The sequence below is a fragment of the Staphylococcus sp. LCT-H4 genome, from assembly GCF_001866145.1.
Taxonomy (GTDB): domain Bacteria; phylum Bacillota; class Bacilli; order Staphylococcales; family Staphylococcaceae; genus Staphylococcus; species Staphylococcus succinus.
In genome coordinates this window covers 412573-436752 of the sequence record NZ_MODY01000001.1, presented here as the reverse complement: position 1 = coordinate 436752, position 24180 = coordinate 412573, and the positions used below count along the sequence as shown (strand labels likewise).

Annotated in this window: 28 protein-coding genes; 15 read left to right on the top strand and 13 right to left on the bottom strand. The window is 32.8% G+C overall.

The window, feature by feature from the left end; genetic code table 11:
* Positions 1 to 18: 18 nt before the first annotated feature.
* From BK821_RS02090 to BK821_RS02060, 7 genes are read right to left on the bottom strand one after another with little or no spacing between them, the layout of a single operon-like run.
* Entirely contained in the window at positions 19 to 861 is an 843-nt protein-coding gene (locus BK821_RS02090) for an urease accessory protein UreD (RefSeq protein WP_046836441.1), read from the bottom strand.
* A complete protein-coding gene (gene ureG, locus BK821_RS02085) occupies positions 861 to 1475 on the bottom strand; it encodes an urease accessory protein UreG (protein WP_046836440.1) in 615 nt (204 codons plus the stop codon). Before ureG ends, BK821_RS02090 begins: the two co-directional genes overlap by 1 nt.
* Before the next feature lie 12 nt (positions 1476 to 1487).
* Positions 1488 to 2177 carry an urease accessory protein UreF gene (locus BK821_RS02080; protein ID WP_046836439.1) on the bottom strand — a complete coding sequence of 230 codons (690 nt, stop codon included), beginning with the start codon at positions 2175 to 2177 and terminating at the stop codon, positions 1488 to 1490.
* On the bottom strand, positions 2170 to 2622 hold the full coding sequence (ureE, locus tag BK821_RS02075; RefSeq protein WP_046836438.1) for an urease accessory protein UreE: 453 nt from the start codon (positions 2620 to 2622) through the stop codon (positions 2170 to 2172). Before ureE ends, BK821_RS02080 begins: the two co-directional genes overlap by 8 nt.
* Before the next feature lie 10 nt (positions 2623 to 2632).
* Complete coding sequence (gene ureC, locus BK821_RS02070; RefSeq protein ID WP_071331073.1) at positions 2633 to 4348, bottom strand: urease subunit alpha; 1716 nt, start codon at positions 4346 to 4348, stop codon at positions 2633 to 2635.
* Positions 4338 to 4757 (bottom strand): urease subunit beta, encoded by a 420-nt coding sequence (locus BK821_RS02065; RefSeq protein ID WP_046836436.1) that lies wholly within the window; start codon positions 4755 to 4757, stop codon positions 4338 to 4340. Before BK821_RS02065 ends, ureC begins: the two co-directional genes overlap by 11 nt.
* A gap of 15 nt (positions 4758 to 4772) precedes the next feature.
* Positions 4773 to 5075, bottom strand: coding sequence for an urease subunit gamma (locus BK821_RS02060; RefSeq protein ID WP_046836435.1), 303 nt, complete (start codon positions 5073 to 5075; stop codon positions 4773 to 4775).
* Between the two features lie 217 nt (positions 5076 to 5292).
* Between BK821_RS02060 and yut the strand changes: the two genes are divergently transcribed.
* The 7 genes from yut (at position 5293) to BK821_RS02025 (ending at position 11632) form a co-directional block, all read left to right on the top strand.
* Positions 5293 to 6198, top strand: coding sequence for an urea transporter (yut, locus tag BK821_RS02055; protein WP_071331072.1), 906 nt, complete (start codon positions 5293 to 5295; stop codon positions 6196 to 6198).
* A gap of 92 nt (positions 6199 to 6290) precedes the next feature.
* The gene (gene nikA, locus BK821_RS02050) at positions 6291 to 7769 is read left to right on the top strand and encodes a nickel ABC transporter substrate-binding protein (RefSeq protein WP_071331071.1); all 1479 of its coding nucleotides are present in this window, start codon (positions 6291 to 6293) and stop codon (positions 7767 to 7769) included.
* A complete protein-coding gene (gene nikB / locus BK821_RS02045; RefSeq protein WP_177165120.1) occupies positions 7769 to 8746 on the top strand; it encodes a nickel ABC transporter permease in 978 nt (325 codons plus the stop codon). The genes nikA and nikB overlap by 1 nt, the downstream gene beginning before the upstream one ends.
* Positions 8743 to 9564, top strand: coding sequence for a nickel transporter permease (nikC, locus tag BK821_RS02040; RefSeq protein ID WP_046836431.1), 822 nt, complete (start codon positions 8743 to 8745; stop codon positions 9562 to 9564). Before nikB ends, nikC begins: the two co-directional genes overlap by 4 nt.
* Positions 9557 to 10336 (top strand): ATP-binding cassette domain-containing protein, encoded by a 780-nt coding sequence (locus tag BK821_RS02035; RefSeq protein ID WP_046836430.1) that lies wholly within the window; start codon positions 9557 to 9559, stop codon positions 10334 to 10336. The genes nikC and BK821_RS02035 overlap by 8 nt, the downstream gene beginning before the upstream one ends.
* Entirely contained in the window at positions 10329 to 11018 is a 690-nt protein-coding gene (locus tag BK821_RS02030; RefSeq protein ID WP_071331070.1) for an ATP-binding cassette domain-containing protein, read from the top strand. Before BK821_RS02035 ends, BK821_RS02030 begins: the two co-directional genes overlap by 8 nt.
* A gap of 200 nt (positions 11019 to 11218) precedes the next feature.
* Complete coding sequence (locus BK821_RS02025; RefSeq protein ID WP_046836428.1) at positions 11219 to 11632, top strand: transcriptional regulator, SarA/Rot family; 414 nt, start codon at positions 11219 to 11221, stop codon at positions 11630 to 11632.
* A gap of 258 nt (positions 11633 to 11890) precedes the next feature.
* Here the strand turns inward: BK821_RS02025 and BK821_RS02020 are convergent, their stop codons facing one another.
* A complete protein-coding gene (locus BK821_RS02020) occupies positions 11891 to 12718 on the bottom strand; it encodes an N-acyl homoserine lactonase family protein (RefSeq protein ID WP_046836427.1) in 828 nt (275 codons plus the stop codon).
* 389 nt (positions 12719 to 13107) lie between these two features.
* Here BK821_RS02020 and BK821_RS02015 point away from each other — a divergent pair, with 389 nt between their 5' ends.
* A complete protein-coding gene (locus tag BK821_RS02015) occupies positions 13108 to 13488 on the top strand; it encodes a VOC family protein (RefSeq protein ID WP_046836426.1) in 381 nt (126 codons plus the stop codon).
* Between the two features lie 59 nt (positions 13489 to 13547).
* Entirely contained in the window at positions 13548 to 14351 is an 804-nt protein-coding gene (locus tag BK821_RS02010) for a Cof-type HAD-IIB family hydrolase (protein WP_071331069.1), read from the top strand.
* Between the two features lie 115 nt (positions 14352 to 14466).
* On the opposite strand, the gene BK821_RS02005 is transcribed toward BK821_RS02010, so the two are convergent.
* Both BK821_RS02005 and BK821_RS02000 read right to left on the bottom strand, forming a co-directional pair.
* Positions 14467 to 14889, bottom strand: a complete 423-nt coding sequence (locus BK821_RS02005) for a universal stress protein (RefSeq protein WP_046836424.1) — start codon at positions 14887 to 14889, stop codon at positions 14467 to 14469.
* An 84-nt stretch (positions 14890 to 14973) separates the two neighbouring features.
* Positions 14974 to 16041, bottom strand: coding sequence for a quinone-dependent dihydroorotate dehydrogenase (locus BK821_RS02000; protein ID WP_046836423.1), 1068 nt, complete (start codon positions 16039 to 16041; stop codon positions 14974 to 14976).
* A 274-nt stretch (positions 16042 to 16315) separates the two neighbouring features.
* On the opposite strand from BK821_RS02000, the gene BK821_RS01995 reads away from it, so the two are divergent.
* The 4 genes from BK821_RS01995 to BK821_RS01980 all read left to right on the top strand — a co-directional run bounded on the left by BK821_RS01995 (position 16316) and on the right by BK821_RS01980 (position 20065).
* A complete protein-coding gene (locus BK821_RS01995; RefSeq protein ID WP_071331068.1) occupies positions 16316 to 17179 on the top strand; it encodes a fructosamine kinase family protein in 864 nt (287 codons plus the stop codon).
* 401 nt (positions 17180 to 17580) lie between these two features.
* The gene (locus tag BK821_RS01990; RefSeq protein WP_103356911.1) at positions 17581 to 18795 is read left to right on the top strand and encodes an MFS transporter; all 1215 of its coding nucleotides are present in this window, start codon (positions 17581 to 17583) and stop codon (positions 18793 to 18795) included.
* Between the two features lie 59 nt (positions 18796 to 18854).
* Positions 18855 to 19508, top strand: a complete 654-nt coding sequence (locus tag BK821_RS01985; protein WP_046836421.1) for an HXXEE domain-containing protein — start codon at positions 18855 to 18857, stop codon at positions 19506 to 19508.
* 230 nt (positions 19509 to 19738) lie between these two features.
* The gene (locus BK821_RS01980) at positions 19739 to 20065 is read left to right on the top strand and encodes a thioredoxin family protein (RefSeq protein WP_071331067.1); all 327 of its coding nucleotides are present in this window, start codon (positions 19739 to 19741) and stop codon (positions 20063 to 20065) included.
* A gap of 153 nt (positions 20066 to 20218) precedes the next feature.
* On the opposite strand, the gene BK821_RS13425 is transcribed toward BK821_RS01980, so the two are convergent.
* Entirely contained in the window at positions 20219 to 20374 is a 156-nt protein-coding gene (locus tag BK821_RS13425) for a hypothetical protein (protein ID WP_158258890.1), read from the bottom strand.
* Positions 20375 to 20785: 411 nt separating this feature from the next.
* Between BK821_RS13425 and BK821_RS01975 the strand changes: the two genes are divergently transcribed.
* Entirely contained in the window at positions 20786 to 21799 is a 1014-nt protein-coding gene (locus tag BK821_RS01975) for a zinc-dependent alcohol dehydrogenase family protein (protein ID WP_071331066.1), read from the top strand.
* A gap of 394 nt (positions 21800 to 22193) precedes the next feature.
* Positions 22194 to 22502: an ArsR/SmtB family transcription factor gene (locus tag BK821_RS01970; RefSeq protein ID WP_046836458.1), complete on the top strand. Its 309-nt coding sequence runs from the start codon at positions 22194 to 22196 to the stop codon at positions 22500 to 22502.
* A gap of 199 nt (positions 22503 to 22701) precedes the next feature.
* Here BK821_RS01970 and BK821_RS01965 read toward each other — a convergent pair whose 3' ends face one another.
* The gene (locus BK821_RS01965; protein WP_046836418.1) at positions 22702 to 22935 is read right to left on the bottom strand and encodes a DUF896 domain-containing protein; all 234 of its coding nucleotides are present in this window, start codon (positions 22933 to 22935) and stop codon (positions 22702 to 22704) included.
* Positions 22936 to 22949: 14 nt separating this feature from the next.
* Positions 22950 to 23891 (bottom strand): LLM class oxidoreductase, encoded by a 942-nt coding sequence (locus BK821_RS01960; RefSeq protein ID WP_071331065.1) that lies wholly within the window; start codon positions 23889 to 23891, stop codon positions 22950 to 22952.
* Positions 23892 to 24180 lie beyond the last annotated feature (289 nt).

Below are 24180 nucleotides of genomic sequence, written 5' to 3'. Positions count from 1 at the left end.
AATTCTATCCCAGAAGATTTAATATTTTCTTAAAAAGTCTAAGTCTCGATCAAAAATTTGTTTTAAAACATAACTTTGTAAAGTTGTTAAAATTTTCTCGATAACTTGTGTCTTATTAGACAAGATACGAATCGTGAAACCGTGAGTAGGTAATTGTGTAATACCAAATCTGCAATCATATTCTTGCTGAAAATGCTTGATTTGGTCATAAACATTATCGATGAATTTCTGATTCACTTGAGGATGTATGAAATAACAAGATCCAAGGTGTGTATAGTTTTCCATATAGCCAATATCATTAACATTGTTCTTTTTTGGATCGAGTAGCATATTATCAAAAACAACAAGGGTATCATCAACATAAACTTCATTTAGTAAATGCATATACGTATAGCTAAATGTTTTATCCTCTTTAGAATAACCTGGGGTTAAGATATCAGTATAAAATAGTGCAGCATTTTGACTTAAGTTGAAAGTATTGTGTTGATAGAATTTTGCGTTTTCAAAAGCGATAATCGGATCTCCGACATATTCTGCATAGCCGTTATCTTTAATATTAAATGTTTGATATTGTTCCACGTGATCTTTTAGTGTTTTATAAATCTTAGTAGCCCCTTGTGATGTTAAAATAACTTTAGCATTTGAATCTATATTAAAATTCATTTTATAACGATCACCATCTAAGTAGCCACCTCCGACATTGACGATATAAAATGTTGGAATATTAGAACCATTTAAATAAACAGGGCGCATCACTTTTAATGCTTTTTCAAAAAAGATATCTCTTGCCACAGATTTTTTTCCGTTATTAAAAACAGATAAATCTAATTGGCCAGTCCATATTTTCTTGGATTGAGCCATTAAGCTAATCCTTTAAGCAATACATCTTGATCAATCCATTGTAGAACGTCATCTAAACCTTCATCTGTTTTCAGATTGGTAAAAGTAAATGGACGATGCGCACGGAATATTTGTGTATCTTCCGCCATGCGTTCTAAAGAAGCGCCAACATACGGGGCTAAATCTGTCTTATTGATGATGAAGTAGTCAGATTTAATCATCCCTTGTCCGCCTTTACGAGGTATTTTCTCCCCTTGAGCAACATCAATAATATAAATTGAAAAGTCAACAAGCTCTGGACTAAATGTAGCAGCGAGGTTATCTCCACCAGATTCAATAAAAATAAGTTCTATATCGTCATTACGCTCTATTAATTCATCGATTGCAGCAAAGTTCATTGATGCGTCTTCACGGATAGCTGTATGAGGACAACCTCCAGTTTCTACACCAATAATTCTATCTTCTGGTAATACGCCTGAGTTAACCAATATTTTTTCGTCTTCTTTTGTATAGATATCATTAGTGATAACACCAATGCTCATATCTTTCGATAATCGTTTAACAATTTTTTCAATAAGTTGGGTTTTTCCAGCACCAACTGGGCCACCAATACCAATTTTAATGGCTTCTGACATAATTTAGTCCTCCTAAGATATAAATATTCTTACATTTACGTTTTCATGTTCCATTTGATTTATTTCGAGGCCTGGTGCAGTAATACCAAGTTGTGATTCATCTAAAGTGAGTATATGTGCTCTCGTTTCTTTCATTTTAGGAATCATTTGATGGACGATACGTTGTCCAGCAGTCTGGCCTAAAGGAATTGCCCGTACAGCATTTTGAGTGAGGCTAGAAATATTCTGATAAAGATAATAATCAATAATCGTTTCTATATCTAATTCCAGAAAATGACCAAGCATCGTAAAACAAATCGCAGGATGCAAATGTGCCTTTTTCTCTTTCATTTGTGTGTAATACCACATCAACCATTCACTGTCATAAAGTTCTTGAGCGAGTTTAACCATACGATTTCCCATTTGTTTAGAACCTTGTCTTGTTTCTTTAGGTAAACTTTGTACAAAGAGGAGTTGATCTAATCGTAAAATAGCTGCTTCATCCTGATGATTCAGTGCATCATAGACTAGACGCATTGTTAAGCCATCTGCATATGTTAATTGCTCATTTAGAAACAGTGTAAGCCATTGTTGGAAGCTTGCTTCATCGTGAACAGTGCGGCGTTGAATATAGGTTTCAAGGCCGAACGAATGACTGAATGCACCTGTCGGAACTTGTGAATCACAAAATTGGAACAGGCGAAAGTGTGCATGATTAATCATGTGAATGTCCTATATGTCTAAATGCTTGATTCACTTTACGGTCTTCATGACTGTAAGGGATGCCTAAATCTTTAAGTAAAGTTTCTACTAAATAATCATATTGAACAAGCATTTCATTTTCAGTGAATTGTGCTGGCAAGTGTCGATTGCCAAGTTGATGTGCGATATCACCCATTTCTTTTAGGGTGCGTGGTTGAATGACAAGTAAATCTTCGGTATTAACGTCAACGATAATCATATTGGTCTCATCTTTATATAAAATATCGCCATATTGAAGATCGATAGGTTGTTTTAAACGTATACCGATTTCATTTCCATGATCTGTAGTTACACGTTGAATACGTTTAACCAAATCTGAATTTTCAAGATAGACTTTCTCAATATGTTTGCCTTTTTCGCTATCGGATAGATTCGCGACGTTGCCTACAATTTCTTCGATGATCATATTTATCCTCCTAGAATAAGAAATAACGTTGTGTTAGTGGAAGTTCTGTAGCTGGTTCACTCGTGATTTTTTTACCATCTACGAACACTTCATATGTTTGTGGATCAACTTCTATTTTAGGTGTTGCATTATTATTTTTCATATCGGCTTTGCTCAGTTTACGTATATTATGCACAGGTCTTAGTTTACGTTTGAGTCCTAGTAATTGACCAATATCATTATCATAGGCAGTTGTAGATACAAAAGTCATAGACGTACTTTGCATATTACCACCTAATTGACCATACATTTTACGGTACTTAAGTGGTTCAGAAGTAGGAATAGAGCCGTTAGCATCACCATTTATAGCGGTATTTATTAAGCCACCTTTAATGATGACATCTGGTTTTACTCCAAAAAATGCTGAATCCCACATGATAATATCTGCAAGTTTGCCTTCATCTATGGAACCAACATATTCTGAAATGCCATGTGTAATTGCAGGATTAATTGTATATTTAGCGATATAACGCTTGATACGTGTATTATCATTATATTCACCATCACCATCTAACGGTCCACGCTGTTCTTTCATACGATGAGCAACTTGCCAAGTACGCGTAATTACTTCCCCGACGCGTCCCATAGCTTGGGAATCGGAACTTACCATGCTGAATACGCCCATATCTTGTAGGACATCTTCTGCAGCAATCGTTTCTTTGCGAATACGAGAATCAGCAAAGGCGATATCTTCAGGAATTGCAGCATTTAAATGATGTGTAATCATTACCATATCTAGATGTTCATCCACTGTATTAATCGTATAAGGGAGTGTTGGATTAGTAGATGAAGGGAGAATATTACTGTAAGCAGCTGATTTTATTAAATCAGGAGCATGACCTCCACCAGCACCTTCAGTATGATACATGTGTAGTACGCGGTCTTTCACAGCAGCCATAGTTTCTTCCATAAAACCAGCTTCATTCAATGTATCGGCATGTAATGCGATTTGAATATCATATTCATCCGCTACACTTAATGCATGATTTAAAGCAGAAGGCGTTGCGCCCCAATCCTCATGTACTTTTAACCCTATAGCACCTGCATGGATTTGCTCTACTAAAGCAGTATGGTTTACAGCTTGTCCCTTGGCGGTAAATCCAATATTTAAAGGTAAGGATTCGGCTGCTTCTAGCATACGATGGAGATGCCATGGACCAGGCGTTACAGTTGTTGCTTTTGAACCTTCTGAAGCACCTGTACCGCCACCGATATGCGTTGTAACGCCACTTTCAAGAGCTACTTGGGATTGTTCTGGATTTATAAAATGGACATGTGTATCAATACCACCAGCAGTGATGATTTTCTCTTCAGCAGAAATAACATCTGTTGTAGCACCAATAATGATATCGACATTATCCATAATATCTGGGTTGCCAGCTTTACCAATTTTCATGATATATCCATTTTTTACGCCAATATCCGCTTTGATGACTTTGTTATAGTCAATAATCATTGCATTTGTAATGACTAAATCTGCAACTTTCTTGTCATCACGTGTCACGTTAGGGTTTTGGGCCATCCCGTCTCGAATAGATTTGCCGCCACCAAATGCTGCTTCGTCTCCGTACGTAGCATAATCTTTTTCAACTCTAGCAAATAAATTTGTATCACCAAGTCTAACGGAATCACCAACAGTTGGACCATAAAGACTCGTATATTGTGATTGCGTCATTTTAAAACTCATCGTTATTCCCACTTTCTTTATTGACATTAGTACTAGATCGCTTAGCTTTTTGGTTCACTATAATATTTGTGTCGTCTTTATTTGGTTTGTAGACACGTGTATCATCTATGGGTCCGTCAACGGCACCATGGAATCCAAAAATTTTACGTTTCCCAGTATATTCCACAAGCTGAATTTCTTTTTCGTCTCCTGGTTCGAAACGAACAGCTGCACCTGCAGGAATGTCTAGACGTTTGCCATAAGCTTTTTCACGATTGAAATGAAGCGCAGGGTTAACTTCGAAAAAGTGATAATGTGAACCAACTTGAATAGGTCGATCACCAGTATTTTTAACGTCTATAATCGTTGCATCAAGCCCTTTATTCACTTCAATTTCAGTACGTTTTACAATAATTTCACCAGGTTTCATATAAACTATTCCTCCTTATACAATAGGGTGATGAACTGTAATTAATTTCGTCCCATCAGGGAAAGTGGCTTCAATCTCTAAGTCGGTTAACATATCAGCAACACCTTCCATTACATCATCTTCACCTAATATTTGTCTGCCATAACTCATAAGCTCTGCAACAGTTTTTCCGTCTCTTGCGCCTTCTAGCAATTCAAAACTAATAATTGCTACGGCTTCAGGATAATTTAATTTTAGCCCTCTTTGTTGCCGTCTGCGCGCTAAATCAGCAGCTACGACTAACATCAATTTATCTTGTTCACGTTGTGTGAAATGCACGAACCTCACTACCTTCCCATTTTATATAATTTGTACATAATATATACGTGCACTTTAATAATAAGACGAATAGGATTGAACTACAAGAATTACACATTGGAATTCATTTCACAGATAAAAAGTAATTTTGCGACAAAAAATATGTATTGCTTTAAATTCAATATAGATTAATATATTATAAATTAAGTTAGAGCATATTTAGAAATCAGGTGACAAAGTGAATGCAATGCAGATTGTATTGAAGAATATTGCACAGGTTTTGCTGTTAAATCATGCATGGACGGGATTGTTTATATTAGTTGGTTTGTTTATAGGTAATTGGAAAGTAGGACTCATGGCTTTAATTGCCAGTGTCATTTCATTATTGCTAGCTAAAAGAACAAATTATTCAGAACAAGAAATCAATATGGGATTGGCAGGATTTAATCCTGTATTAACTGCAATTGCTTTAACACTTTTTTTAGTTCCTAAATGGTATAGCATCATCATTATATTAGTAGCCATAGTTATAACAATGCCAATTGGGGCAGCGTTTAGAGTTTTTTTAAAGCCGTTTGGTGTGCCCATGCTAACGATGCCATATGTATTTGTAAGTTGGATGATTTTATTAATGTCATTTCAATTTAAATTTGTAAATGCAGATGTCAATATTTTACCTGACACTGTACAAGAGATTAAATTTTCGAGCCATAGTATACATTTTATAAATGCTTTTTTATCAGGCTTTAGTGAAATATTTTTATTGAAAAGTATACTAGCAGGTATATCAATTCTAATAGGTATATTCATTGCTTCTAGAAAAGCGGGAGTATTTGCCATGATTGCTAATGTCATTGATTTTGCAGCGGTAATAGTATTAGGTGCTAATCACGATCAAATAAATGATGGATTGTTTGGTTATAATGTCATACTTACTGTGCTAGCATTGGGTATAAACTTTAATACGAAAATTTCGCGTTATATAAGTATCATTTTAGGTATTTTACTAACGGTTATTTTACATGCTAGTATGACGACGCTATTAACACCTTTTGGGTTGCCAGTATTTACGCTCCCATTTATTATAGCGACTTGGATTATGCTTTTTGCAGGTAACCAAAGAGAAGAGAAATGGCAACGCTAGCTCATGAGATTTAAAAATGTGTTTTCGGTCAAACCAAAAGTTATCTGAATCTAAACATTTAACAATGATTACTTTGGAAAGAAGGAGAATAAATGAAAAAAATGCTTGCACTTTTAGCGACTTCTGCAGTTGTTTTAGCAGGATGTAGTAGCTCAGGGGATTCATCTAAAGGAAAAACATTGAATGTTGAATTGCCTTTGAAAACAACATCAATTGCTCCATATAATACAGATGTGCCAGTGAAAGTTGGCGCTGCAGAATCTTTATTTAAAGCTACAGCTGAAGGTAAAGTTCAAAAGTTATTAGTTAAGTCTTATCATCAAACTTCACCAACGCAATTAGAATTAACGTTAAGGGATGATATTAAATTCCAAAATGGTAAAAAAGTTACTGGTAAAGCAGTGAAATCAAGCATAGAAGAGAGTATTAAAAAAAGCGATTTGGTTAAAGGGTCACTCCCGATTAAAGCGATTACAACAAAGGGGCAACAGGTGACGATAACAACCAAAGCACCATATCCAGAATTGGTGTCAGAGTTAGCGAGTCCTTTTTCTGCAATTTATGATACGAAAGCCGATGGGAATATCAACAAGAAACCGGTTGGAACTGGACCATATAAAATAAAGGATTATCAACAGTCTCAGAGTATTAAATTAGATCGTAATGATGATTATTGGCAAGGCAAGCCTAAGTTAGATCATATTAAAGTAACTTATCAAGAAGATGGTAATGCACGTACAAGTGATTTAGATTCAGGTAAAGCAGATGTCATTACTGATGTACCAGTTGAAAAAGTGACAACATTAAAAAACAGTGAGAATTCAAAAGTTTCAACTGTTTCTGGATTTAGGACTGGCCTACTTATGTATAATCATAAAAGTGATAAAATGACGAAACCTGTTCGAGAAGCACTTGATAAAGTTATAAATCGTGATAGTATCGCCCGAAATGTGGCTAAAGGCTATGCCACACCAGCAACTGGGCCGTTTAATACGAAATTAGATTTTATAAACAATCAAGATATACAAACACAAGATATAGCTAAAGCGAAAGCGTTAATGAAAGCAGAAGGATATACAAAGTCACATCCATTGAAACTAACAGTTTCTACATATAATGGACGTCCAGAGCTACCTAAAATGGCACAGGTAATTCAATCGGATGCTAAAAAAGCTAATATAGATATCACTTTAAGAAATGTAGATGACATTGACGGTTATTTAAAAGATAAAAAACAATGGGACGCTTCACTTTATAGCTTCGGCACAATTCCAAGAGGGGATACAGGATACTTCTTTAATCAAGCTTATAAAAGTGAAGGGGCTATTAATGCTGGCAGTTATAGTAATAAAAGAGTAACTGCACTAATTAATCGCTTTAATACTACAGTGAATAAAGATGAACGCAACCGACTAACAAATGAAATCATAGATATTACAAATAAAGATTTAGCAAATAGTTACATTACCTACAATGATAATATCGTTGGTTTAAGTAAAAACGTAGAAAATTTAAAAGCTGCACCAGAGGGTATTTATCTTATCGATTATAAGGTTAATAAAAAACAATGATATTAAAAAATATATTATCTAGAATTGGACAAATGATCATTGTATTATTTGTCCTTTCTACAATCACATTTATTTTAATGAAACTTACGCCTGGAGACCCTGTTAATAAAATATTGCATCTAGATGTAGCAAATGTATCTAATGATCAAATCAAAGCAACAAAAGAAAAATTAGGGTTAAACCAACCTATATTAATACAATATATCCAATGGTTGGGACAAATTATAAGATTGAATTTTGGTAAGAGCTACCAAACAGGCGAGCCAGTGATTAACGAACTGATATATTATACACCTACAACATTAATAATTGCTTTATGTACAATCATCTTGGTATTCATAGTAGCTGTCCCTTTAGGAATAATCGCAGCTAAATATTACCATACATGGATAGACACAATTATACGAACGGTGACCTCTTTCACGGTGAGTATGCCATCATTTTTCTTAGGAACGATGCTAATATATATTTTTTCACAAAAATTTGGTTTATTACCTTCTTCTGGAGTTGACTCTATTGCAGGTTACATCCTTCCGATAACTTCGCTTAGTATCGGTATGAGTGCTTATTATGTAAGACTCATGCGTTCGAGCTTAGTTGAACTATACCAGTCTAAAGAAGTGAAAGCTTCAAGGTTGAGAGGTATGTCAGAACGTTATATATTATGGGAAGATTTATTTAAACCTGCCATTATACCTATAATTACTGTACTTGGAATGTCTATAGGAAGTCTTATCGGCGGCACTGTTGTGATTGAAAACCTCTTTGGAATTCCAGGTGTTGGTCGATTCCTTGTAGACAGTATTAGAGCGAGAGATTATCCTGTCGTACAAGGTGCAGTCATTATGATTGGTTGCTTTGTAGTGCTCGCTAATACATTAGGTGACTTATTATTATTGTGGATAGATCCTAAAAGACGTTACATGAATTTGAAACATAAAAATAATGGCGATGGTCAAGGTGGTGCCCCATTATGAGACGTCTAAACAAACAGAATATTATTTTCTATGTCTTTGCTTGTTATATCGTTGCACTTTTTATTGCTCAATGCTTTGTGTCATCACATAATGCGTTAGAGGTAAATCTAAATCAAACGTTAGAGATGCCAAGTCTGTCGCATTGGCTAGGTACAGATGATTATGGTAGAGATTTAATGTCTCGGATAATTATGGGCGCAAGGTATACGCTGATTATTAGTTTGATTACTTTGTTGATTACTGTATGTATTGGTGTACCACTTGGACTGATGGCAGGATATAAAAAGGGAATCATCGATACAATAATTATGCGGGTGATTGATATAGGCTTAAGTATTCCAGAATTTATATTAATGATTGCGATGGCAAGTTTTTTTAAACCTAGTATTTGGAACTTGGTTTTAGCTATTACAGTAATTAAATGGATGACCTACACTAGAATGACGCGTGCAATTGTCAGTAGTGAGACGACTAAACCGTATATACAAATGGCTAAATTATTTAATGTGCCATCATGGAAAATTATCATCAAACACTTCTTGCCACAGGTGATGCCATCTATCATTGTTTTAATGACTGTAGATTTTGGGAAAATCATTTTATATATTTCATCATTATCATTTCTAGGTTTAGGTGCACAACCACCTTTACCGGAATGGGGAGCAATGTTAAACGCTGGACGGGATTACATCAGTTCATATCCACTGTTATTACTAGCGCCTGCTTGCTTAATTACTGTGACCATCCTCTTATTTAACTTAGCAGGTGATGCGTTGCGAGATAAACTATTGAAAGGGGACCGACATAGAGATGTCTAACATTCTTGAAATAACACATTTAACGATTAAGGATAATAAAGGTGTTGAGTTAATACGTAATGTTGATCTTGCACTAAAAGAAGGTAAAGTCAATGTGTTAGTCGGAGAAAGTGGTTCAGGAAAAAGTCTGACAGCTAAAGCTATGGTTCAACAAGTCCCTGACATGTTAAACATGTATTATGAGCGATTTTGTTATAACAACCATAATGTGACTAATGTGCAAGCGTTACTCGGAAAAGATATTGGTTTTATATCTCAGGATTATACACACAGTTTTAATGATCATACAAAATTAGGCAAACAATTGATTGCGATTTATCGAGGCCATTATAAGGTTGAAAAATCAACTGCCAAACAAATCGTGAGGCAGTCATTGGAATCTGTAGATTTAAATCCTGATGAGGTTATGAAACGCTATCGTTTTAGTATATCAGGTGGACAACTTGCTAGAGTTCAAATTGCAAGTGTGCTCATGTTGAAACCTAAACTGCTCATTGCAGATGAACCGACAGCGTCTTTAGATGCGATTACAGGATTTCACGTGATGCATTTGATTAAACATTTGACAGAGGTACACGGAGTGACACTATTACTTATCACTCATAATTTATCTCATGTCTTACATTTTAGCGATTGGATTCATGTTATAAGACATGGGCACATCATAGATTCAAATCATGTAACAGCTTTTACAGAAGGTAATATAAAACCATATAGTTTGAAATTATTTAACGCCCGAAGTCAGTTGAGAAACGAGGGTGCATATGATTGAATTGAAAGAAATACACTTTAATTATAAACACACAACTATTTTAAGAGATATAAATCTAACAATAGATTCAAATGAAATTATTGGTATTGTAGGTGAAAGTGGTTCAGGAAAGACAACATTAGTACGTATGATGTTGGGATTACTTCACCCCAAACATGGTAAAATTTATACAAATGGCTTGCAGTTATTACCTATTTTTCAACATGCATATGATAGTTTTAACCCTAAATATACTATTCAAAAATCACTAGAAGAACCTATGCAATATTATCAATATGGGAAGTTGGCAGTCGTTAGAGATAGAGCGAAATCATTAATGCAGCATATGCATTTGGAGGTTAAGTTGTTAGAGCGATATCCAGATGAATTAAGCGGAGGTCAATTACAAAGGTTCAATATGATACGCACGCTCATGTTGCAACCCGATGTGCTTATTTGTGATGAAATTACAGCAAGTTTAGATGTGATTGCAGAGCAGAGAATGATAGAATTATTGAAAGACTATCATACTAAAACAAATAAAGGGATGATTGTAATTTCTCATGATATCGCTTTTCTTAATCAATTTGTAGAGCGGATTATCGTAATGAATGATGCCGCAGTTGTAGATGATTTTAAACGAGAAGCATTATTTGATGAACAACGTCATCATTATACAAAGCAGTTACTTTCGATATACTAATGAAATAGCTGTTTATTTGAATTGTTAACTATAAGGTTAAATAACATTGAAATTTAAATATAATAATAAAGATGTGCCCGAGGGTGTAACTTAAATATAAACAATAAATAAGGTAATTACGGGTAGCACATGTTATGATTTGGGAAAGTAAAAAGTCGTTTGAACACACTGAACTTCAGTAGTGATTGGAGGGAGAAGCGATGGAAAGACAACAAAAAATTGATAATTGGATAGAAGTGACCAAATACGTCCATTATATCGATATGATGATAGAAAAAACGTTGAAAGAAAAATATAATTTAAGTTTGAAAGAATTTTATGTACTTTATGAAATTTTTAAAGCAAAAGGTAAAAAATATAAAATTAATGATCTAATTAAAATAATAGATTTAAGTCAAAGTGCAATGTCACGACTTATTGTGAGGATAGAAAAAGTAGAGAAACCATTAGTTGTTAGACAAGAATGTACTGCAGACCAACGTGCAATGTATATTTATTTAACAGATGAAGGAAAACGAGTTATTGACTTAGCATTAGAAACTTATAATCAGTTAATTAATAAAGTGAATCTTAACGCAGTAAGAGCACTTATAGCCAATGAGGAAGTGAAGTAATATTATGAAATATTATATTACCGCAATAAATATGAATAGTGAGAGTTGAATCTTGTTTAGGTTGTTGCTGTCGATAAAGTTTTATAACTTTGTCGACAGTTTTTTTATGTGATTGTAACCACACATTACGATTTTCGATTTATATTAATCTAAACTGAAACATGAATAAGGAGTAGATTAATATAACCGGGGAAATGATATATGCTCATCAAAATAAAAGTAATGTTCATTCTGATCTAGATCAGAACGAACATTACTTTATAAATTAAATATTTGAGGTTTAATATCGGGGTCATGGTTAGCAAGGACTTGAATACATTGAGGATGTGTCGCTTGAGATTTGATCCAATTTAAAGAGTTGATAGTTTCTTCCTTATTGTTAACGAGACCTGGCAAAATACCATAATTCCATGATTTTGAAGCATATGCTGCATCTGAAGCTAACAGTAAAAAAGCATCATCGTCTTTATGTGCTTTGATACGTGCCGCGCATTGGCCTATGCTATGACCTGGTGTATGTACAAACTCAATCGTACCATCATCGAATAAGTCAAATGACTTACCTGTGGGTCCTATACCGTTATGAGTGAATGCAAAGGTATCAATATTGATATTCTCCCATTGATGAGGTTCATACCCGATTGTATTATGATTAGCCGCATCTAGCTCTTCTTGGCTAACTAAAATGTGATTTGCAGTTGAAACATGTCTTAGACCATCTGCATGATCACAATGTAGATGGCTTAAGACAACATAATCTAAATCTGAAACTTGGTAGCCAAGTTGCTCAATATGTTCATGGACAGCTTCACCTTCAGGTAGATCAGCTTTGTAAATTGGATAGGCTAAAGATAGATTTTTAAATGGCTTTGTCCGATTAATTGCGTGCCAACCTGTATCAATTAAGACAAGTCCTTTAGGGTGTTCAATAAGATAAATAGATACAGGTAAACGCATTTGTTTCTTTTTGGATCTAAATAGACCTGTCCAAGCAAAAGGTGGATTAGATTTGTAGTTGAACGGTAAAGCTTCATCTACAATAACTGAGCCAGTATGTAGAACATGGACTTGAATTGAACTAGACATTAATTTAATTACCTCCTTAATGGAACCACAATGAATGCAGTGAACACGAGAGCTATAATGATATGTGTTTTTATGTCTAATAAAGCACGTTCAATGCTTCATTTAAGTTAATTTTAAAATGATACTATTTCATTTTTTAGTTAAGATTACAGCAATTGATGCATCATACAGGAACTACGACGTGACATGATATAAGTTGTTGCATTGATTACTGTCTGTTTTAACTTAAGTCAGTCAAAGATACTTTAGGTAAGTAAATAAGATGTTGAACACTTTAACTTAATAGAGATAATGTGTCAAATAAATGGTAGAAACATTACTTATGTGTAATTTTATGTTTTACTGTAATTGAAGTATATAAATTTGATGAAAAGTAGAGGAGTGGTGAAATGGATATACAATCAGCATGGCTCAATTTACCTGTAAAAAATCTTAAAGCAAGTGAAAAATTTTTCGAATCAATTGGCTTTGGTATTAAGCAACAAGAAAGCGTAATAGATAAAATGATAGGGATTGAAACAAAAGATAATAAAATTATTATGTTAATTGAATATAGCCAGTTTGAAAAAGTAGTGCAACTGTCAGAAATAGGTGCGCATGAATCACTTGTTTCTATATCCGTATCATCAGAACAAGAAGTTGACGAATTATTAAAATTAGTAAAAGAAGCGGCTGGTGAGGTTTTGCAAAGTGGTACCAGACATGAAGGCTATTATGGTGGTTTATTTAGTGATATAGATGGTCACTTATTTAACGTCATTGCGATGTAAGCCAACAGCGGTCTTATGGTATTTTATATTATAAAATAAAATTTGAAAGGCGTGTATGTATGATTAAAGCAATTGCAGTAGATAAAGATGGTACGTTTTTAAGATCTGATCACACATTTGATGAGGCACATTTTGAAAAGATATTTAATGAACTTATGGCTAAAAATTTAAAATTTATCGTGGCAAGTGGTAATCAATATGCACAGTTGCGATCAATATTTTCTGGAAAAGAAGAAGCAATTACGTATGTTGCAGAAAATGGCGCAGTTACTTATTTTAATGATGAAATTATAGCATCACATTATTTTGATAGTGAACTTATTTTAGATTTACTGCACACAATTATTCACGATTATAAAGTAAAGGATATCGTTTTAAGTGGTATTAAATCTGCATATATTAGCCAAGATAGTAGTGAAGAATTTATTGAGTTTATAAAACATTATTATTACGATATTGAAAAAGTTGCAGATTTAAAGCAAGTTGAAAATGATTACTTTGTTAAAATAGCACTTAGAATTAAGGATGAATTTAAAGTAAAAAAAGTTATCGCAAGTTTAGAAGAAACTTTTGCAGGTGAAGTGAGAGCTGTTACAAGTGGAAATGACAGTGTTGATTTAATTTTGCCTGAAGTGAATAAAGGGGTAGCAATCCAAACGCTTCTAACACAGTGGGGGCTGAAAAATAATGAACTGCTGGCGTTTGGTGATGCAAATAATGATTTAGAGATGTTAGCGTTGACTGAACATAGTTATGCAATGGAGCATTGTAGTTCAGAACTTGCGAAAGTTGCAAAATACAGGGCACCTTCTAATGATGAATCAGGTGTTTTACAAGTTATTGAGACTTACTTGAAACCGTAAACCAGTAGCGGGATGTAGGCTAACTAAAAAGTATTTATAAAAAAACTCAAAAGCTATTTCAATAAAAGTCGTTAGCGACCAAGATTGAAAGATTTTGAGTTTTTGTATTTATAGACTATTTGATGATTAGAACGGGAATATTAGCGTTGTTTGCAATTTTATGAGTGACATTTCCTAGTACATTTTTGAGTTCAGGTTTTGAACGTTTATTACTCATCACAATCATTTCATAATTGTTTTCTTCGATTTCTTCTAAAATCATCTGCTTAATATAACCAGTAGCAAATTTAACTGTAACATTTAAACCCTTATCTTCTAATTGTTTTACAAAAGGTTTAAGTTTTTCGCTCTTTTCCTGTGCGATTTCTTCAAAGTGTTTATCATCATAACGTACAGAAGTTTGCAGTTCACCTTCCGGAATTACATTGAATATAGTAATTTCTGCATCATCTGCGTGTTCTGTCAATTTTAGTAATTGCTCAGGTACGTTGTTGAACGTATTGTTAAAGTCATAGGCCAATAATATATTTTTATACATAATAGTGCCTCCTTTATGATATAAATACCCTTTTAAAATCAAAGTAATAATATACCGCTACTTATTCTTTAATAACATTATAAACTATTTTACATCTAAGCCAATAATTTCACTTACATGATTATAACCATGGGACTCAAGATATTGTGTGAGCGATTTGTTTAGTTTTTTAGTTAATCCGGGCCCTTCAAATACCAAAGAACTGTAAATTTGAACAAGTGAGGCACCGTGACGTAACATCATTATCACATCATCAGTATCGAATATACCACCAGTACCAATGATTAAAAATTGCCCGTTTGTTTTTTTATAAGTATAGTTAATCATTTCTAAATTGCGTTCAAATAAAGGTCTGCCACTTAATCCACCAGCTTCTGAACGATTAGTTGAATGTAAATTATCACGTTGTTGCGTTGTGTTTGCTAAGATAATCCCATCAAATGTCTCTACAATAGGATCTAGCATGCGTCCCAATCCAGGTAAGTCCAAGTCAGAAGTTAATTTAATAAAAATAGGAACAGATATATCATGCTTTATTTTATAAGATTGAATAGCTGAACAAAGTTGAGAAAATTCATCTTTATCATGGAAACTTTGCAGATTTTCAGTATTAGGCGAGCTAATATTTACAGTGAAAAACGTGACATCATTTTTAAAAGTATCAATGACTCTAATATAATCTTGGTAACGTTCTTCGTAAGGCGTAAGTTTATTAACACCTATATTTAACCCAACTGGAATCTTATAACTATATTTACGCAAATTGCTCAATGCTTTATTCATGCCGATATTATTAAAGCCCATACGGTTAATTATAGCATCATCTTCGACCAATCTATACATACGTGGTTTAGGGTTTCCTGGTTGGGGCTTAGGTGTGATGCCGCCTAATTCAAGTGCGCCGAACCCAGCGTTTTCTAAAGCTTTTGGCACTTCACAAGATTTGTCAAAGCCTGCTGCAAGTGCTATTGGATTGGGGAAAGAAACCCCTTTAATATTTTGTTTTAATATTGGATTTTCATAATGGAATAGCTGACGAACTACAGGTAATAACTTTGAGTGTCTTTGAACAAATTTTAATGCATCGATAGTCATACCGTGTGCTTTTTCAGGATCAAATTGAAATAAAATAGGTTTAATAAGTTTATACATGATATTACCGCTCCATTTATCAAATTTTAGTATTTATTACTTTCGAAAATATGTATATAAATCACATTACACAATGAACTGTCACAAGTTTGTGAAATGGATGTCTTTAATAGACTAGCATTTTACACAATGTATGCCTAGAGTAAACTTATATAATTTATAGAAGTGTCACATTAATTAAATGGAAGCATACATTGTTGATTAACATGGTAATAAAAAGGTAATAACAATAAGGTGATAAATTTAATGACATAAGTTAATGGAGGCATAAAAAATGAAGCAACAATGGCAGGAACAACTTCCATTGGACAATATTAAATCCATATCTCCAGTTGGTGGCGGTGATGTAAATGAGGCCTTTCAAGTAAAAACATCAGAAGATACTTATTTTTTACTTGTGCAACGGAACAGAGACAAATCATTTTTTAAAGCAGAAATAGCAGGACTAGATTTATTTGAAGCATATCATATCAACGCGCCTCGAGTCATTGACAGTGGAGAAATTCATGGTGATGCGTATTTATTATTAACATTTTTACAAGAAGGAGCGACAGGAAGCCAGCGTGAACTTGGGCAACTTGTGGCAAAGATGCATAGTCAGCAACAACAAGATCAAAAGTTTGGATTTGATTTACCGTATGAAGGTGGAAACATTTCATTTGATAATAGTTGGACAAACGAGTGGGTTACTTTATTTGTAGAACGTCGTTTAGATCATCTAAAAGATGAATTATACTACCAAGGACTTTGGACAGATGAAGATGTTAGACGGTATAACCAGGTGAGAGCTGTTATTGTAGATAAATTAGAACAGCATAATAGTAAAGCTTCGCTTTTACATGGTGATTTATGGGCTGGTAATTTTATGTTTTTAGAAGATGGAACGCCAGCATTATTTGATCCGGCTCCGTTATATGGGGATAGAGAGTTTGATATTGGAATAACTACTGTTTTTGGAGGATTTACACAAGCATTTTATGATGAATATAATCAGCATTATCCTTTAGCGCATGGGGCGGAAACGCGTATAGAATTTTATAGATTGTATTTATTAATGGTGCACTTACTAAAATTTGGAAGCATGTACGACCATAGCGTTAATCGTTCAATGGAAAAAATTTTAACAGAAGCATATTAAATATATTTATGAAGAATAGTAGCTTGTTAGGCTACTATTTTTATGTGTAAGTATAGAAGTAAAAATAGTTGAAGTTATATTAAAGAAATTTTCATATTTAATTAGAATTTTCTTAATTTTAAAAATATATTTGTTATACTTGTAACATGTTAATTAAATAAATTTAATAATAGTGTAATAAATAGGCTCTTTAAAGGTTGAATATAGGAAATATGGAGTGTCATGTAAAGATAGCGTAAATACAATCTAGGCATAGGTGATGAATATAATTTCATCAATTTCTCTAAATTAAGTTGAAATGGTTATATATTTAGAATCTAACGTAAAATTATACATAATTAAATGAAACACTTTAGACGCAAAATAAAGGGGTGTCTAAATAGCATATAGGAGGATAAAAATTGAAAACATCTAACAAACTTATATTCAATCGTACGTTCATGCTGATGTTGTTGGCAGGTATTTTTGCGATGATTGGATTTAGTACAATTTTAACGACAATTACATGGTATGCCGTAAAAGAATTAAAGTCTTCTATGGCATTAGGGTACATTTTGGTGGCTGCAACAGTTCCAAGGTTGATAATGATGACATTTAGTGGCATGGTAGCTGATAAATTTAAGAAAACGACAATAATGTATTATTCAAATATTGCGGAAGCTTTAGTATTAGTCATTCTTTACTTTTTAATTATTAATGATCAATTATCACTTGTACCCTTGATGATTTTAGCTGCATTTTTTGGCATGCTAGATGCTTTCTTTGGGCCTGCGAGTACATCACTGATACCTAAAGTAGTCGAGCAGTTCCAACTCCAAAGAGCGAATTCATTGTTTCAGGGCGGTACACAAATATCATTTATTTTTGGTCCAATTATCGCTGGAATCGTCATGGAACATTACTCTATAGCAACGAGTTTTTATTTGGCTTTGATTTTCGTATTCTTGTCAGCAATTTTTGTATTCCCTCCATTAATTAAAGAAACAAGTGCGGTTGAGCATTCTAATAACACGCCGGTTAGAGATATTATTGAAGGATTTAGATATGTAAAATCTTCACGTTTTTTAATAACGGGTATTATTATACTGATAACTGCTAACTTTTTTGGACTAGGTGCATTAAGTGTAGGTATTCCTATATTAGTAGAAGCATCTGGAGGAACGCCGATTAATTTAACTTATCTTCAATCAAGTTTAGGCGTGGGGATGTTGACTGGAACAGCACTGTTAAGCGTTATTACTTTTAAAAAGGGACGCGGGAAGATAACACTCTTCACTTTATTATTTATGCTTGTACTGTTCCTAGTATTCACACAGGTAAATGCAGTAATATGGCAAGTGCTCTTACTATTCTTAATAGGTCTAACGTATACGATTGTGTATATTCCATTTATCACAATGGCACAAGAATTCTCTGATGAAAAAGTGACAGGTCGTGTGATGAGTTTGATATTTTTAGCGATGACTGGATTCGATCCAATATCATATGTGCTTATTTCAGGACTAAATACAATGAATATCTCTATTTTCTCAGTATTAGCAATATCTGCCTCAGTCAGTCTAGTGGTATGGGTGTTTATTTTATTTAATTCAAAAACATACAGACACACAGATTGATACCTTTAATTAAGAAGGTAGTTTTCAATAAAATGGATAAATAACTTGGAGGTATTTAGATGAAATTTTTGAGTAATAAATGGCAATATCTTACTATTGTCGTGTTCGTAATACTTTTAATTTATATGATTCTATGGGGGCACCAACAACTTAATGATCTCCAAGTGATATTAATGTATAGTCTAATCGCGTTGGCGATACATCAATTTGAGGAATATATTTTACCTGGTGGCGGACCTATTGCTATTAATAAAGCAAGTTTTAAAGAAGAAAGTGATTTTTCGCGGTTTCCAGCAAATGCTTTATCGACATGCATTATTAATTTAAGCGTATATATTTTTTATATTTTAGCTCTAATCTTTCCTCAACTTATTTGGTTAGGTTTGGCTACAATGATCTTTAACTTAATGCAACTTGTAGGGCATGGATACTCAATAAACAAGGCTATGGGCACTTGGTATAATCCTGGCTTAGTTACTAGTGTTATTCTTTTTGCACCAATTAGCATCTATTATATATTTTATATTTATCAACATGGTTTAATTAGTATTTTCACATGGGTTATAGCTATTGTAGTTTATTTTATAGTTGTTTATTTAACAATCAATATACCTATGCAGAGTTTAAAAAATAGAAATTCTAAATATCCCTTTTCAAATTGGCAAATAAAACAATATGATAAAGTTGAAAAATTTTGTAGTCTGAAAAAGTAATACTTATGATTTGAATGCTATGAACCATAAGTATAAAAACCTGGCAATCACTTTAAATGGTTGCCAGGTTTTTTTTGATAGAAATATGTAAATTAAAAGTGGTGCAATATATTTTACTTTCAGTAGATAATATTACAAAATGAATTGATGATTGAAGTGAATATTTATAATTGATTTGAAATTTTTGGGAATTAATACTATAAAAATGTGTTAAAAGGAGTTGTATGAGATTGAAAAAAGTAATGAGTTATAATGATTTATTGAATGAAATAAACACAAAAGATAGACTTATATTATATGTAATGTCTGAAAATTGTAGCGTTTGCCATGCTGATTTTCCTAAAGTAAATGCATTAGCTGAAACTTATAATGTAGACAGTGTAAACATTATGATTAATGAAATACCAGAAGCAGCTGGTCAATTATCACTATTTACATCCCCAGTGGTCATTTTATATTATAAGAATAAAGAAATGCATAGACAGGCGAGAATCATAGACTTTGAAGATTTAGAGTATCGTATTAAACAATTAACTGAAATTGAAGACTCATTATAGCGTCTCACCCCGATCTTAATAAACTAAGATTGGGTTTTTTTTAATTAGAGTTAAATAAATCTCAAAATAAATTAGACCTTTAATTAACTTTGCCAAAAGTTAATTAAAGGTCAAGACAATGCTTTAGAATTTATTTATGAAATAAAGATTTAATTATAAAAATCCTTTTTCAAGCAGTTCTAAGATTTTTAATAATAGTGGCATAGCTGTATCAGTCATATGTATTACCTCCTTAAAGTAGTAAATACGCAGTATCAGTACATTCAAAAATGCTGTAACCACATTTATTGAAGATAAGACTGTGCGCATAGCGTAATCCGCTAACATTATGCATATACCCGTAATAATCTTAAAAAAACAAAAAAATTTTAAAATTATAAAAAAATATTATCGTAATATTTTTTGGGTAGTATAGAGTAAATTTAAGAGAAGAATTAAAACTTATTTTAATCTACTATTTGATTACCATTGATAAAAATACGAAATTTTGAAAGATATAAAACATTCAAATTGACAAATCGTTAAATGACGATGTATCATGCGTATATAACAAAAATGATTTAATGATTTGTGGTTTAAATGTAATTAGCTGTGTTTCGTAATTTATGAATTGATTTATGAAAAGGACTAAAGCTTTTACAGAATAAACACCATATAAAATTATATATCGTTATTTCGTTTAATGTTTAAATGTAAACAAAAAGAAGGAGTGAATGTATTATGAAAGCATGGAGAAAAGAAGGTATCGGATTAGAAAATTTAAAATTAGTAGAAACTGAGACACCAGAACCAGGTCCTAGACAAATATTGGTAAAAGTAAAATCAGTATCTTTGAATTTCAGAGATAAGTCAATTATTGATGGCGATTATTTACCAGATTTAATGAACAAACCATTTATTCCAGTTTCTGATGCGGTAGGAGAAATTGTGAAAGTTGGCAACGAAGTAACTAAATTTAAAAAAGGTGATCGAGTGGTATCTCATTTATACACTAAATGGATTGATGGTGCACCAAGTCAAGATTATGCACCAACAGCAATTGGTGGGCCAAATGATGGTGGGTTAGCTGAATATATGATATTAGAAGAATATGCAGCTGTCATGGCACCTTCAAACTTATCTGATGAAGAAGCATCCACATTACCTATCGCAGCATTGACTGTGTGGTTTTCTTTAGTAGAGTATGGAAACATCAAAGCTGGAGATACTGTGCTTGTACTAGGGACAGGCGGTGTATCAGTTTATGCAATCCAAATTGCTTCAGCTTTAGGTGCTAGGGTTATTGTCACAACAAGTAGCAATAGCAAAGGAGAAAAAGCAAAAGAATTAGGTGCAAGTGAAATTATCAATTATGTAGACACGCCTAATTGGGAAGAAGAAGTATTGAAATTAACAGATGGTGAAGGTGCACAACACATTATTGAAGTCGTAGGTGGAGAAAGTATTAATCGTTCAATCAAAGCTGTTGCTTTACAAGGTCATATATACGTTGTTGGATTTCTAAAAAGTATGTTTGCAGAAGTGAACTTATTTGATTTATTAGCAAAACAAGCACATATTCAAGGTATATATGTAGGGCATAGTAGAGCATTTGCAGATATGAATAAAGCCTTTAATGAATTAAACATACACCCTATCATAGATACAGTGTACTCATTTAATCAAGCAATAGAAGCATATGAACATTTAGGTCGTGGCGCCTTTGGAAAAATAGTTATTAAGGTTTCAGAGTAATAAAAAAGCGAATTTTATAAAATAAATAAACATTTTATGATAGGCTATTGTCTCACAAGTAAAAAATGAGGCAATAGCCTCATTTTTATTTTATTAATGAAGAAAATCATCATATAAATAGTATGTGTGTTTTAACAAGATATATAGTTTTTTTTGATTGTTAGGGAAATAAGGATATTTTTTATAGAAGCAATAACGCACTTCTTTCAGATATATTTATGTATAATGCTAAATAAAGGAATAAATCTTATATTGAGCTATATTGTTTTTATTAATATTATAGAATAGGATAAAGTATGTTTAATGTATGAATATTTTTATAGATAATATTTTGAGAAGGTTATCGTAAAAATTAAATATAGCATCTTAAAGATGGAGGATATTAATGAATAAAGTGGAGCCAGTAGACATTTTTAAAGCTTTGGGTAATGAGACAAGATTACAAATATTGCAATGGTTGAAAGAACCTGAAAAGCATTTTACGCCACAACCAGCAGAAGTTAGCGATTTTCAAGAAGTAGGGGTCTGTGTAACCCAATTTCATGAAAAGCTTGGGGTTACACAATCAACAGCATCTCAGCATTTATCTATATTATTACGTGCTGGATTATTAACATCACGACGATTTGGTAAGTATACTTACTATAAAAGAAATGAAGAAGCATTCCAACAAGCAAAAGAGATAGTAGGACATGAGATATAATATAGGAGATTGATACTTAAACTGTTAGAAAGAGATTTAGTCTTATTTTGACAATCAGAGTATATGGTATTTGATCAATCTAAGAAATATTATTAGTATTTTAAAAAGAACGCTTAATGTAGGCTTATAACAAAAGGTAGACCCCTATTTGGGGTCTACCTTTTATTATATATTCTTAAATTACAGTAACACCAATATTTTAATTGAGTTCTAGTGTACCCATATCTTCACGCAATTGATACACTTTGTCTGGTGTTACATCTTCACCTAATGGATCTACAACTTTTAATGTTGAGAAAGTGTTAATTACCTGTCCACGAATCATTTTTAAATATTCTTGTCTTAATGCTTGTTGTTCTTGTTTTTCTTCAGTGCTCAACGGTTGAATTTTTTCTTTATTTGCAAGTGTATTAATTCTATCTAATAATGTCATAATATGGTTTCCTCCTATAATTGATGAGGTGGAAAATGCGGAATAATATAATTTCCTACCTCTGTTAATAAATCTTGATATGATCTTTCTGTTGTAATAAATTGCAACATAATATGGTTAGTTCCTATGCGTTCATAGGATTGTAGTATTTTTAATAAGGTATTTCTGCCTAAACGATATCCACCTTTAATTGGTTTTACCAGTTCATTTGGATGACTTGATAAGTCAATGACTAGGGGATGCATAAATGGTTTGAATGAATCATTATTATGCCAATCTTGTAAAAGTGCCTTTTGCTGTTGAAATGGTTGTGGGTAGAACATCCATCCATCAACATGTTTTTTTAACCAGGATATGTCTTGTTTTGAATAACCAGTCGCAAACATAGGCACATGTTTATGTTTAGGTAGCACTTGTAAACCTGAATCCTCATGCAATTCAAATAAGTCATTTGAGATTTGGGGAGAATGGTCTTGCCATAAGTCATTTAAAGCAGTTATGGTACTTTGAAATGACTGCTTTAATTGGTTTGTTTTAACTTTAAATGCTGGAAATTCAAATGGTCGATCTCCAGTTGCTATTCCTAACAAAAATCGCTCGTTTGAAATTAAGTCAAGAGAAGCAGCAGCTTTGGCTATGTGAATTGGATGACGTAATGTAGCAACAATACTAGATGTTCCGAGAGCGATTTTTGAAGTTTTAGCGCTTAAATAAGTTAAAAATACAAACGGATCGTAGTTTGTCGTTACATTACCTAAATGTGGACTATATAGTGGGTTATCCCGCACAAAAAGGCTCGTAAATCCAAGTTCTTCAGCATATTGTGCTAAATCACTTTGATCTTCAAACGACAATGCGACATGTTCAGAATTATCAAAAGGGAGCATTAACCCTAAGGTTAAATGACCATATTGAAAAGTCCGTTTGAAACCATTGTGTTTTTGAATTGTTGTCACGTCTATCCCTCCTAACATTAATATTAAACAACACGCATTAACTAACTAACATGTGTTGTATAGATGTATTGTATACTGAGTTGTCATACAACGCAAACGACATGCTTAGCTATATATTGCATAAACAACATATAGTCATTTATGTTGTTTAAAGTAAAATAGATAGAAATACTTTGATATTAATTTTATATATTAGTGTTTAAATACTTTTGTAATAAGTGGATTTATAATGATAAATATTATTATCATTTGATTATTGTCGGAAAATTCTATAAGTTTAAAGAGTCAA

Bases quoted from the DNA above. Each gene is read 5' to 3' on its own strand.
- ureG (WP_046836440.1), bottom strand. From the start codon at position 1,475: ATGTCAGAAGCCATTAAAATTGGTATTGGTGGCCCAGTTGGTGCTGGA.
- BK821_RS02010 (WP_071331069.1), top strand. From the start codon at position 13,548: ATGATTAAAGCAATTGCAGTAGATAAAGATGGTACGTTTTTAAGATCT.
- BK821_RS02030 (WP_071331070.1), top strand. From the start codon at position 10,329: ATGATTGAATTGAAAGAAATACACTTTAATTATAAACACACAACTATT.
- BK821_RS02020 (WP_046836427.1), bottom strand. From the start codon at position 12,718: ATGTCTAGTTCAATTCAAGTCCATGTTCTACATACTGGCTCAGTTATT.
- nikC (WP_046836431.1), top strand. From the start codon at position 8,743: ATGAGACGTCTAAACAAACAGAATATTATTTTCTATGTCTTTGCTTGT.
- BK821_RS02065 (WP_046836436.1), bottom strand. From the start codon at position 4,757: ATGAAACCTGGTGAAATTATTGTAAAACGTACTGAAATTGAAGTGAAT.
- BK821_RS01965 (WP_046836418.1), bottom strand. From the start codon at position 22,935: ATGACATTATTAGATAGAATTAATACACTTGCAAATAAAGAAAAAATT.
- BK821_RS02035 (WP_046836430.1), top strand. From the start codon at position 9,557: ATGTCTAACATTCTTGAAATAACACATTTAACGATTAAGGATAATAAA.
- BK821_RS02090 (WP_046836441.1), bottom strand. From the start codon at position 861: ATGGCTCAATCCAAGAAAATATGGACTGGCCAATTAGATTTATCTGTT.
- nikA (WP_071331071.1), top strand. From the start codon at position 6,291: ATGAAAAAAATGCTTGCACTTTTAGCGACTTCTGCAGTTGTTTTAGCA.
- BK821_RS01975 (WP_071331066.1), top strand. From the start codon at position 20,786: ATGAAAGCATGGAGAAAAGAAGGTATCGGATTAGAAAATTTAAAATTA.
- BK821_RS02015 (WP_046836426.1), top strand. From the start codon at position 13,108: ATGGATATACAATCAGCATGGCTCAATTTACCTGTAAAAAATCTTAAA.
- ureE (WP_046836438.1), bottom strand. From the start codon at position 2,622: ATGATCATCGAAGAAATTGTAGGCAACGTCGCGAATCTATCCGATAGC.
- BK821_RS02025 (WP_046836428.1), top strand. From the start codon at position 11,219: ATGGAAAGACAACAAAAAATTGATAATTGGATAGAAGTGACCAAATAC.
- BK821_RS13425 (WP_158258890.1), bottom strand. From the start codon at position 20,374: ATGCGCACAGTCTTATCTTCAATAAATGTGGTTACAGCATTTTTGAAT.
- ureC (WP_071331073.1), bottom strand. From the start codon at position 4,348: ATGAGTTTTAAAATGACGCAATCACAATATACGAGTCTTTATGGTCCA.
- BK821_RS02005 (WP_046836424.1), bottom strand. From the start codon at position 14,889: ATGTATAAAAATATATTATTGGCCTATGACTTTAACAATACGTTCAAC.
- BK821_RS02000 (WP_046836423.1), bottom strand. From the start codon at position 16,041: ATGTATAAACTTATTAAACCTATTTTATTTCAATTTGATCCTGAAAAA.
- BK821_RS01985 (WP_046836421.1), top strand. From the start codon at position 18,855: ATGAAATTTTTGAGTAATAAATGGCAATATCTTACTATTGTCGTGTTC.
- BK821_RS01995 (WP_071331068.1), top strand. From the start codon at position 16,316: ATGAAGCAACAATGGCAGGAACAACTTCCATTGGACAATATTAAATCC.
- BK821_RS02080 (WP_046836439.1), bottom strand. From the start codon at position 2,177: ATGATTAATCATGCACACTTTCGCCTGTTCCAATTTTGTGATTCACAA.